The sequence below is a fragment of the Micromonospora sp. WMMD736 genome, assembly GCF_049179015.1.
Classification (GTDB): domain Bacteria; phylum Actinomycetota; class Actinomycetes; order Mycobacteriales; family Micromonosporaceae; genus Micromonospora.
In genome coordinates, this window is the sequence record NZ_JBMHMI010000002.1 from 1 (window position 1) to 11,193 (window position 11,193).

Consider the following 11,193-nt stretch of genomic DNA (forward strand, 5'->3'; position numbering starts at 1 on the left):
CCGGGAACGTCCAGACGCCGGTATTGCACACCGGTGGCTAGAACCACTGCCCCGCAATGCAGTTCCCTCCCATCATCGAGAACAACCACCCGGTACGGATCGTCAGCGCGCAGCGCGACCGCGCGCGCCGGTGTAACGAAGGTCGACCCAAACCTGCGCGCCTGGGCCAGCGCCCGACGGGCGAGTTCTTGGCCCGCCACACCGTTGGGAAATCCCAGGTAGTTCTCGATCCGGGAACTCGAGCCCGCCTGTCCACCCGCGGCCTCGGCTTCCACGACCACGGTGCTGAGCCCTTCGGAAGCCCCGTAGACGGCGGCGGCCAAGCCAGACGGTCCGGCGCCGACGATCACGAGGTCGCGGTAGTCGACCTCGCTGCGCTGTGAAATTCCAAGCGCCTCTGCGGCATCCGCGGGTGACGGATCGGAAAGCACACGGGCGTCTTCGAGCAACAGCAGGGGCAACCTGACCGATGACCCGGCCGCAGCCAGTAGCGGCGCCGCCTCGGCGGAATCGACGTCGATCCATCGGAAGGGCACCAGATTGCGTGCCAGGTAGTCACGCAACCTGTGGCCTGCTGCAGACCATCGCTCTCCGATGACGCGGGCGCCGGCCTCGGGGCGCGGACGAGTGGCCTGCCACTCCTCGAGCAACTCGTCGAGCACCGGATACAACCGCTCCTCCGGCGGATCCCACGGCTTGACGATGTAGTGGTCAAGAGACACCTCGTTGATCGCCGAGATGGCAGTGTCGGTGTCGGCGTAGGCGGTGAGCAGCACTGAACGCAGTGACGGTTGTAATCGCTTCGCGGCCTGCAGCATCTCGGTGCCGGTCATTCCCGGCATCCGCTGGTCGGCGACGACGACAGCCACCTGCTGCCCTCGCAGGGTTACCCGCTCGACCGCCTCAAGCGCGTCGGCCCCGCTGCCCGCACCTAACACGCGGTAGCGCTGCCCGTAGCGGGATCGGAGGTCGGACACCACGGCATCGAGGACGGGTGGGTCGTCGTCGACGGCCAGCAGGACCGGGGTGAGCCGGCTCGGGGAATCAGTCATCGATGGCCCTTACTTGGTTGAGGTGGCAATCGGGTTCGCAGGGTCGTACGTCCGGGTCGTGACTCAAGCGTGAGCAATCCGCCGTGGCCCTCCTCGACGATCTGTCGGCTGATACTCAAGCCGAGCCCGGTTCCCTCACCCGGAGGCTTAGTGGTGAAAAACGGCTCGACAACCTTCGCCTGCATGTCGGAGGGGATCCCGGGCCCGTCGTCGATGACCTCGACCAGGACGCCGTCGCCGTCGCCGGCCGCGCGAATCAGGACGGTGCCACGCTCGCCGACGGCGGCCAGCGCGTTGTCGATGAGATTGGTCCACACCTGATTGAGCTGCGCACCATAGGCGTGAATGCGGGGCAGGTCGTCGGCATACTCCCGGCGCACGGTCACCCCGGCAGGCACCTTGTGGGCAAAAATGGTCAGGGTGTCCTCGAGCCCGCGGCGCACATCGACGTCCTGTTGGGGAGCCTGGTCAAGGTAGCTGTAGCCGCGTAGTGCGGCGGTGAGTTGGGCCATCCTGCCGACCGACTCGGTGATGCCGTCCACCGCACGCCGGCTGCGCACGCGGTTCACCAACCAGGCGACCGCAAGATCTCGGTCCCCGACCGGCTCGACCAGCCGCCGCACTTCCGCCGGCTCCAGCACACCACCGGCCAGCTCCGCTGCCGCCGACCAGGGCGAAGAGACGCCCAGATCGGAGAGCGTCGCCTCGATAGCCTCACCGCCATCTGGGGTGTGGGAGCCGGCGCCACGCGGATCGAGGCCGGCGCAGGCCTGCACCAATTGCGCACCACCGGCGGTCAAGACGAGGCGCGCGAGCAGCGTCTCATGTTCGTCGAGCAGCTGGCCGAGTCGGCGCGCGGTGCTGAGCGCGGCGGCGGCCGGGTTGTTGAGCTCGTGACCGAGACCGGCACTGAGCCGACCGAGGGTCGCCAGGCGCTCCTGTTGGCGAAGCGCGAGCTCCTGACGCAGGTAGGCGCTCTCGAGGCGCCGCAGTCGGGATTGTTCGAGCGCGGTGCGTAACCGGACGCGCAGCAGCGCCGGCTGAAAGGGCTTGGGCAAGCAGTCGATCGCTCCCATCTCGATGGCCCGGGCCATTTGCTCGGTTTCTTCCACCGCCGAGATCACCAGAACGGGCACCCTGCGAAGCTCGGTGTCGGCGCGCATGGTGGCAAGTACCTCGAACCCGTCGACGTCGGGCATGACGAGGTCGAGCAACACCATGTCGACGGGCTGGCGGGCCAGCACGTCGAGCGCCTCGCCGCCGTCGGTTGCCTGCAGCACGACGTGGCCTTCGTGCTCAACCCCCTTGACCAGAGCGAGCCGATTGACCAACGAATCCTCGACGACCAGCACCGTGGCCGCGGTCTGCTCACCAGTCATCGAGGGCCTCCAACGCCTTGATGGTCTGCGCCGCGGCTTCGTCTAACCGGCGGACCGCGTCGGCGAGTTCCTGGGGTCGCGACCGCGCGGCGGCCTCGGTGTCGCGGGCAGCATCGGACAGCGCGTTGGCGCCCAAAGCGGCTGCGCTCGACTTCAGGCTGTGGGCCTCCCGCGCGGCGGTGGCGCGGTCATCCGGAAGGGCCCCGTGCAGGGCGGCGAGCAAGCGCTGCGCCTCTGCCGGGAAATCGGCGAGCAGGCGCCGGACGAAATCCCGATCGCCCGTCAGTTCCTCAAGTTGATCCAGCGCATCTCGCTCGATCAGCGGGGGTGCCCGTGGCGGTGCCGACGCCGGGGCGACGTGCTCAGCAGCGCGCTGCAGAATCTGGGCCAGCGCCTCAGCCCGGATCGGCTTATTGAGGTAATCATTCATGCCGGCGGCCAGGCAGTCGTCCCGATCGGCCGCGGAAGTATTCGCCGTGACGGCCACCACCCACGGTTGCGGACCGCGGGCCGCGCGGATCCGCCTGGTGGCCTCGAGTCCGTCGACCTGTGGCATCTGCACGTCCATCAACACCACATCCACACCCCCGCGCTGCACGGCGGCATAGGCCGCGTCGCCGTCGCCGACCACCTGGGGGTCGTAGCCCAGCCGCTCCAGCAGTTGCACCAGTAGACGCTGATTGGTCGGGTTGTCCTCGGCGACGAGGAGATGCAGTGGGTTTCGGCCGGCGGTGAGCCGGTCGAGCACCGGGTAGGCAGGCCGCACCGCGGTAGCGGGGTCGCCACGCAACACGGCGGCCAGTGCGCGCTGAAATGCCGAGCGCCGCACCGGCGAGGTGACGACCTCGGCCACGATCTCCCGCGTGGTTGCCGCCGGCGCCGAGCCGCCCAGCGGGCAGAGCAGCACCCGCGGCACCGGAGTGACCGACACTTCGTCGAGGCGAGGCACGATGTCGAGGAATCTGCGATCGAGCACGACGACGTCGGGGTTATGCGCGGCGACCGCGGTGACCGCTGCGTCGCCATCGGATACCGCCAACGCGCGCGCGCCCCACCTGTTGAGGAAACCGGCCAGCAGACTGCGATCCGTCGGATTCGGCGCTGCCACGAGGACGGTCCGGCCCCGCAGTGCGGTCTCGTCGGGATTCGCTGATTCGTCGGTCCCGGAGCCGGCGGGCTCTGCGGCGGGCAGTCCGAACGCAAACCGCGATCCCACGCCGACCGTACTTTTCACGCTGATCTCTCCGCCGAGCAACTGGACCAGGCGTTGGCTGATCGCCAAGCCCAGACCGGTGCCGCCGAACTGCCGACTGGTCGACGCGTCGAGCTGGGTGAAGGACTCGAAGAGACGCTCCACCGACTCGGGGGGGATACCGATTCCGGTGTCCATGACTTCGAACCGGACCCGTTCTCGATCGGACTCGGCGGCGACCAGAAGCTGGACCTCACCGGCTTCGGTGAACTTCACCGCGTTCGTCAACAAGTTGACCAGTACCTGACCCAACCGGTGCCCATCACTGAAGATCCGGTCCGGCACGGCGTCCTCGACGAGGTAGACCAGGTCGATGCCGCGTCGCGCGGCCAACGGTGCGACGACCTCAAGGCAGCTTTCCACGGTGCCGCGTACGTCGACGGGGGCGTGTTCGACTTCGAGCCGTCCCGCCTCGACCTTTGAGAAGTCGAGGACATCGTTGATGGTCGCGAGCAACACTTCGGCGCTTGACCGTACGGCGTCGAGATACTCCGATTGCTCGCGATTGAGCGGAGTATCCGCCAGCAGCTGACTCATGCCGATCACCGCGTTCATCGGGGTGCGGATCTCGTGGCTCATGTTCGCCAGGAAGTCGCTCTTTGCGCGCGTCGCGTCCTCGGCAGCCAGCCGCGCGTCGCGTTCGGCACCCACCAGGGCCGCGCGCTGGTCAGCGAAGCGGGCGATGACGAGCCACGCCACCAGAGTTACTCCGATGATGTCCATGAAAAAGAACGCCGCGACCCAGTCATCCGGTGGCGCCGGCGTGGCGGCGGCCAAGCGTTGTTCCAGCACCGCGGCCAGCAGTGCCAGCGCGGCGTAGGCGACGAACCAGCCGACCGCCCGACGGAATCCGTACGCCAGCAGTGCACCGACCGGCGCGATCAGCGACCAGATCATGACCGCGCCGGAGTGCCGGAAGCCACCCAGATCGAGCATGAGCAGCCACGGGATCATCAAGCTGAGCAGCAACTGGACATCGAGCGCGCGCGTCCAGCCCCGACGTTGGTAGGCCCACAGATTCGCGACCGCCAGTGCGGTGTAGACCCACGGCCACAGCGCCGCCGTTGGGATGCCGGCCAGGACGTACATTGCGCCCCAGACCGCACCGGCAATGGCCATCGGCGCGATAGCAAGCATGTCGGCGCGCGGCGCATGCATCGCGTCCTGCCCGGTCACCGCGCTCACCTCGGACCGTTAGGAGTGGGCCGTAGGGCGCATGTTTTTGGACGCAACACGATCCGAGTCGATGGTCCAGCGCCAGCTTCCATCTCGTCCTCCGCCGGTCACCCGGATCAGATCCTGCGGGACCCGTAATTGGGCGATGGCTCAGCATGGATCACACCCCTGCAGGCCCGCAACCGGACGCATCTACTCGAGCGAGGCTGCCGAGCATGATCGTCGGCAATTCAGGGAGCGATGAATCCGTGAAACACAGGCGGACAAGCGAATTCTGAATGAACTGCGCGACGTGGCGCTTGCCCGGCTGAGCAAGCGCATCATCACCTGCATTGATGAGCGACCTCTCATCTGCGTCTCCTCTGACCGTCACGTCGGTGCGCGAATCTGAGCACCAACGCGAAACCGCGTGAATCACCTGATGAAAGGACGGCTGTCATGCTGCGGGCTATCACTCGCACCGCGATCTCGATCCGACCCGTCGTCACGTTGGACAAGGCGACGCTGGACCGGATGTGGGCTCTCTACGCGCCGCATCACAACATGACCCGGTCCGAGTTCGAGGACAAGCTGGCGACCCTCGATGAGGTCGCACTCTTCATTCGCCGAAAGGATCGGGCGCTGATCGGTTTCTGCGGGTTGCGGCACCTCGTGGTGCGACCCGCGACGGGCCGACCCGTGGCGACTTTCTACATGGGGCTGACCTACTTGGAGCCCGAGTTCCGGTCGAGCGGGCTTACTCAGTGGATGGTCGTGCGTCGCGTGCTCGGCCCGTTGTTGTCGCCCCGGTTCGGCCGGGTCTACTTCTGGTGCGACTGCCTCACCTACCGCCCGTACCTGGCGATGGCGCGCAACCTCGGCGAGTACTACCCGTGCCCGACCCGCGCCACATCAGATGAGGTACTCGAGGTGATCACCACCCTCGGCAAGACGTACTACGGGGACTGCTTCGACGAGCAGTTCGGCACGGTCCGTAAACCGCTGCGGCGCATCAACGAACATGAAGCCCACGTGTCAGCGGCCGACGTCGAAGATCCCGACATCAGTTTCTATCTGGAGCGCAACCCCGGATACGACCGCGGCGACGGGTTGATCGCGATATGTCCGATGGGGGTGCGCAACCTCGCGCATCTGTTCCGCCGACAATTGCGCAAAGGATTGTTCGCATCGCCCAAACAGCCTGCGCCGCAACTCCAATTCAGTCGAGAGGTGGCACCGGCGGGGCGATCGGTCGCAGCGGTGTAGCGGGCGGGTTTCACATGGCTAACTTCCGACTCTTCCTGGCCAGCCAGATCGCATCACAGTGCGGCACCTGGATGCAGTTCGTGGCACTGGCCTGGCTGGCCAGCGAGCTGACCGGCAGCGGCGCCGCGCTCGGCTGGATCACCGTCGCGACCTTCGGGCCGCTGCTGGTGTTGGGCCCGTGGACCGGGGCGCTGGCCGACCGCGTCGACAAGCAGACCCTGCTCATCGCCACGCAGCTGTTGATCGTCGGCCAAGCCGGCACGCTCGGTGCGCTGTTGCTAGCCGGCGTCGAAAACCTGGTTGTCGTCTACGCGTTAACACTCGGGTTCGGTGTGCTCCACGCTGTTGAGAACCCCGCGCGCCGGGCCTTCGTTGCCGAGCTCGTCGAAGAGGACCAAATTCCGCGGGCGGTCAGCCTCAACAGTGCGGTCACCGGCGCGGGCCGGATCCTCGGTCCGCTGGCGGCCGGCGCCCTGATCGCGTCGGTGGGTATGGGTTGGTGCTTTGTCGGCACCGCGGTCAGCTATCTGCTCGCACTCACCGGCCTGTCGCTGATCCGGCGCGACGCGCTGCACATTGCCGCACCAGAGCGGGAACCCGGGGCAGTGCGGGCCGGTCTCCGCTACGCCTGGAGCGTCCCCGAGTTGCGGATCGCGCTGCTGCTCACCGGCGTGCTGGCCACCTTCGGGTTCAACCACCAGGTGATCATCCCGTTGCTGGCCGACCAGACGTTCGACGGCGGCGTGGGCGCCTACACGCTGCTCTACACCGCCATCGGAATCGGATCTGTGTTCGGGGCGCTGGCGGTGGCTCGACGCCGGCGGATCGAGTTGAGGTTCCTGGCCGGAGCGATCGTCGCCTTCGCCGTGACCAACGGCCTCATCGCGATCGCGCCCAACATGGCGCTGGCTGTGGTCGCCTGCTGCGCCACCGGCGCCACGGCGGCGCTGTTCGTCACCGCCTCGACGGCGCTGCTGCAACAACGCTGTGCGCCTGCGATGCGCGGTCGGGTGATGGCGCTGGCGGCGATGGTGCTGCTCGGTGGGCTTCCGGTCGGAGGTCCGATCGTCGGCTGGATCGCCGACCTCGCCGGACCGCGCGCCGGGGTGGGCGTGGGATCGGTGGCCGCGCTGCTCGCCGGCGCCGTCGTCCAGTTGCACCTGTCCCGCCGGCGGTCGCCGGATGGGTCCTCACCACCAGACGGTGTCCTTGTTGCCCTGCCTGGGCTTGGCCAGCGGCTGCCCGCTGCCGAGCAGATTGGCGGTGATGGTGCTGCAGAACCGGTACATCGGCAGATCAAAGACGCTGTTGCTCATCGGGCGCTCGAGGAAATACCCCAACCGTTCCGCAGAGACGAACACCATCATGAACAACAAGCCCACGAGGATGCTGCCGACATAGTGGGTGGCGACATGGAGAAGGTTGAACGCCACGAGCGCGAACAGCCAGGCCAGCCCACGAATGAACATGTCGTAGTGGGCCGGGATGGGTTGGTTGCGGATGCGCTCCAGCCCGCCCTGCGATGACACCAGATCGTTGTTCACCGTCATCAGCATCACCCGGGCCGGCGGGTCGATATGCCCGCCGGCAGCTAGCCGTTGAACATCTTGCGCCTGAAGATTGAGCAGCTCGGTGGCGGTCGCGTCGGGTGAATCCGCGGTGAGGTCGGTGACCCCGGGCTGCGGCGCGACCCCACGTAATTCGGCGACCAACTGCCAAGCGTGGCGGACCTGACGGCGCCGCATTCGATCAAGGACCGGTGCCATCTCCGCCGAGCCGGTATCGACCGCCGATAGCCCGTTGTGCATGGCTCGGCAGTCGTTGATGACCGCACCCCACAGGGTCCGTGCCTCCCACCAGCGCTGGTAGGCGTTCATATTGCGGAACCCGACGAATATCGACGCCACGACGCCGGCGGTGGCCAGAATGGCGTCGTAGTCGTCCGGATCGACGGTGTCGGGAAGCTGCAGCAGGACGGCGGCAACCACCACCACCGCCAGCAGGTTGTACTTGAGTTGCCACCCCACCAACCCGACGACGTTGACCGGGCCCGCCGGCCCTACGCTTCGGATCATCGCGACCAGCGTATGCGGTGGCCGTTACGGCCACTACGCGACGCAATTGGTGAGATGCTGTACAAGGTGCGCGACGCTGCATTGACCGGCTCCCTCAGGGCCGTGGCGGTCGTTGGCATCGTTCTCGGCGCGGTCATGCCTATCATGTCCTGCGAAACGACCAACGGCGAGTCGCCTCCGGTGTCTGCAGGTCGAAGTTGCGACGCGAGGGAGATCTCAGGCGACCTCGACCTTCCCGACTACCAACGCAACGCGCGCGCCGAAGTCACCGAATGTGAATGGCCATGGGCGGTCATCCGCTGGGAGGTCCCTGGGGACTCACAACGGATGGTTCACCTGGTTGACGCGAAATGGCGCACCTACGTGGCTTTTCCGCATCGCACATGTTGGGACGATGCAAGGGCAGACGGCGTCCCGATGGCCTTTCAGAAATATTTCGGCGGCTGCTGACGCCCACAACTCCCTGAACCAGATGAGAGCGCCCTCATCTGCGTCCCCTTCGACTCTCACGTTGCCGGCGCATTCTGGGACGCAACAGCGAAACACGCGGGCCACCAACAAAGGAGTGCATCGTGAACCGAGCCGCCACCTGCGTCCTGCCGGACCGGAATTCGGTCGCCGACGACGCCATCGTGCGTAACGAAGTCAAGTACGACCTGTTCCGCAGCGACCTCCCGACAATCGAGAAAACGATCGAACGCGACTACCCGGAAATCGACCGGCCGCAACCGGTCACGCTGACGCTGTACTTTTACAGCCCCGAACGCGGCGCCCCGGACGTCGATACATCCTTTCGGCTGCGGACCTACGCCCATCTCGACGATCCGACCGCGGTGACAATGGGCGACATCAAGAAGCTGACGTGGCGCGTCGAGAAGAAGTACGGGAAGACCAAAGAACGCCTCGGCACCATCGCCGGCCTACCCGAGAGCGCCGTCGGTGACGGTGAAGCCTGGGACCTGGCCGGCGCTGTACGGCGCCCGAACCTGCTGAAAATGACTCGGCGGCGCCACTTTGCGCTTGCCGAGGCTCACGACGAGCTTCAGCGGCTGACGATCGATCTCTCACGCGAGGTCGTCAAAATGGGCCGGCAGCCGAGACCGCTCGGCGACCTGGGGCCGCGCGTGGAGGTCAAGCTGCCCCACGATGACGAATCCGCCGTGCCCATCACCCGGCGCCTGCGCGCCGCGGGCCACTGGAAGCCGTTCGCCGGGCTCACGAGCTATTTCCAGTTCCTACTCCACAGCCTGGTGCCGATGAGAACGCATCTGGCGCTGCCGGAGATCGAGTACAAGCACATGCTGTCCTCGAACAACATTGAGCGGACGTTCGGTCAACTCAGTGGCTGGTTGCACGACCGGCAAGACAAGTGGCGTCTGCTGCTGCCGTTCCCCCACAGCGTTGCGCGAGTCCGCCGCTACCACGTCTGCAGGGGACTGCGGCCGAATACGACCACGACGGTGGTCGAAACCGCTAGCGGCCGTTGCTCACTGAAGACCAAAGAGGATGCGCGCCAAAGTGGTTCGGTCCTGCTGCGCGCCACCCAGGCATCACACACGACCGATCTCGACGGCGCGGTGACGACGCCGGACAACTTCATCCAGGACAGAGGACTGGAGAAGCTCAACGAGTTCACCAAGACCCAACGCAAGATCCCCATCGCGCTGGCCAACGGTCACAGCTTCCAGTTCAGCATCGACCACTGTGCTGACACTTCGGGACGACGCCTTCGCCAGATCGAGATTGAGTACATCGGCAGCCTCGACGGGCACATCGCCCCGGTCGATCAGGTGGTTGAAGAGATCGACTACGTGGGCCGCCGACTGCTGGAGTCGCCGATCGGGCCGGCACTGGAGCCGACGCATGTCTCGAAACATACGTTCTTCGCATCGGGATAGGTGCCCATGACTCGCGCCGCTCGGCCCGCCAGCCCGGCGACGTCGCTGCTGTCGAACCGCAGTTTCGGGTTGATGGTGTGCGGGCAGTTCCTCTCGTACTTCGCGGTCTGGACGTCCAATATCGTTCTGCTGCACACCGTTTACGACCGAACAGGCAGCGCGCTAGGGCCGGGTCTACTGCTGGTGACACAGTTCCTGCCGGCCTTCTTTCTGATGCCCGTGATCAGCAGCATCCTCGATCGGTTCGACCGGCGCCACGTCATCGTGGCCGTCAACGTCTGCAACGGTGGGTTGGCGCTGGTGTTGCTCGTCTGGTCATCGACGCTGCCGGTCGGCTGGTTCTTCGCGATCTATCTGCTCTACTCGGCGTCCATCACGACGTTCATCGTCGCCAACATGGCGTTGCTGCCGCAGGTGGTCGAACCCGTCCATCTCACCCGGGCCAACGTTTTTCTGATGGCCATCCCCAGCCTGATGCTGGTCTGCAGCGGAGCGATCTTTATCGGTCAACCCCTGGGCAATCTGCACCAGCCGGGCGAGATGCTCCTCGTCGCCGTGCTGTTTTGCGCCAGCGCAATCGTTTTCGGCAGAATCGGCAGGCTGCGCACCGGATCCGACCGCACCAGGCAGCATTCCTGTCAAGGCCTACTTGGCGATTTCCTCACCGGCCTGGGTTACCTGGTCCGGGATCGCCCGCTGGCCTGGGTGTTCGTCATCCGGATGGCGATCTACCTCGGCGTCGGAGCTCAGGTGCTGCTGGCGCTGTACTCCGAGGAGGTCTTCGGCCTCGGCGAGGCCGGGATCGGGCTGCTGTACCTGGCGCGCGGCGTGGGTCTGCTGATCGGCGGAGCCGGCCTGGCTCAGCTGCTGCTGACCAAGGGCCTGCCCAGCGTGCATGCGATCGGAGTCGGACTGGCGCTGTTCGGCTTCGGCTACCTGGCGGCCAGCGCGGTGCCGGGGTTCGGCATCGCTGCGGTGGCGATGGCGTTGGGAGTCGGCTTTCTGGGCGAGGGTCTGCTCAAGCCGGTGACCACGGCGCTGCTGCAGCAACGCGCCGATCCGGAGTACCTGGCTCGCGTCATGGCCGCCGAGCAGGGGCTGAGCGCGGTGGTGCAG

8 protein-coding genes and 1 pseudogene are annotated in these 11,193 nt (G+C 66.4%); 5 read left to right on the forward strand and 4 right to left on the reverse strand.

From position 1 onward, the window contains the following. The 3 genes from ACN269_RS32215 to ACN269_RS32225 form a co-directional block, all read right to left on the reverse strand. Nucleotides 1-1,052, reverse strand: a 1,052-nt coding sequence (locus ACN269_RS32215; RefSeq protein WP_421476730.1) for a response regulator, incomplete at its 3' end; no start/stop codon positions are given. Further along, nucleotides 1,049-2,431 carry a sensor histidine kinase gene (locus tag ACN269_RS32220; protein WP_421476731.1) on the reverse strand — a complete coding sequence of 461 codons (1,383 nt, stop codon included), beginning with the start codon at nucleotides 2,429-2,431 and terminating at the stop codon, nucleotides 1,049-1,051. The genes ACN269_RS32215 and ACN269_RS32220, both read right to left, overlap by 4 nt. Further along, nucleotides 2,421-4,859, reverse strand: coding sequence for a response regulator (locus ACN269_RS32225; RefSeq protein WP_421476733.1), 2,439 nt, complete (start codon nucleotides 4,857-4,859; stop codon nucleotides 2,421-2,423). Before ACN269_RS32225 ends, ACN269_RS32220 begins: the two co-directional genes overlap by 11 nt. Before the next feature lie 438 nt (nucleotides 4,860-5,297). Between ACN269_RS32225 and ACN269_RS32230 the strand changes: the two genes are divergently transcribed. Together ACN269_RS32230 and ACN269_RS32235 are read left to right on the forward strand one after the other, a co-directional pair. Continuing rightward, nucleotides 5,298-6,104, forward strand: coding sequence for a hypothetical protein (locus ACN269_RS32230; protein ID WP_421476735.1), 807 nt, complete (start codon nucleotides 5,298-5,300; stop codon nucleotides 6,102-6,104). Between the two features lie 14 nt (nucleotides 6,105-6,118). Next, nucleotides 6,119-7,255, forward strand: a pseudogene (locus ACN269_RS32235) (MFS transporter); the annotation flags it as partial. A gap of 39 nt (nucleotides 7,256-7,294) precedes the next feature. Here ACN269_RS32235 and ACN269_RS32240 read toward each other — a convergent pair. Further along, complete coding sequence (locus tag ACN269_RS32240; RefSeq protein ID WP_421476737.1) at nucleotides 7,295-8,179, reverse strand: bestrophin family ion channel; 885 nt, start codon at nucleotides 8,177-8,179, stop codon at nucleotides 7,295-7,297. A 54-nt stretch (nucleotides 8,180-8,233) separates the two neighbouring features. Here ACN269_RS32240 and ACN269_RS32245 point away from each other — a divergent pair, with 54 nt between their 5' ends. The 3 genes from ACN269_RS32245 to ACN269_RS32255 form a co-directional block, all read left to right on the forward strand. Continuing rightward, nucleotides 8,234-8,629, forward strand: coding sequence for a hypothetical protein (locus tag ACN269_RS32245; RefSeq protein WP_421476739.1), 396 nt, complete (start codon nucleotides 8,234-8,236; stop codon nucleotides 8,627-8,629). 122 nt (nucleotides 8,630-8,751) lie between these two features. Beyond that, complete coding sequence (locus ACN269_RS32250; RefSeq protein ID WP_421476741.1) at nucleotides 8,752-10,077, forward strand: hypothetical protein; 1,326 nt, start codon at nucleotides 8,752-8,754, stop codon at nucleotides 10,075-10,077. A 6-nt stretch (nucleotides 10,078-10,083) separates the two neighbouring features. After that, the coding region (locus ACN269_RS32255; protein WP_421476743.1) for an MFS transporter at nucleotides 10,084-11,193 on the forward strand (1,110 nt) is incomplete at its 3' end.

Coding starts and splice junctions, on each gene's coding strand:
- ACN269_RS32220 (WP_421476731.1), bottom strand. CDS start 2,431: ATGACTGGTGAGCAGACCGCGGCCACGGTGCTGGTCGTCGAGGATTCG.
- ACN269_RS32230 (WP_421476735.1), top strand. CDS start 5,298: ATGCTGCGGGCTATCACTCGCACCGCGATCTCGATCCGACCCGTCGTC.
- ACN269_RS32240 (WP_421476737.1), bottom strand. CDS start 8,179: ATGATCCGAAGCGTAGGGCCGGCGGGCCCGGTCAACGTCGTCGGGTTG.
- ACN269_RS32245 (WP_421476739.1), top strand. CDS start 8,234: ATGCTGTACAAGGTGCGCGACGCTGCATTGACCGGCTCCCTCAGGGCC.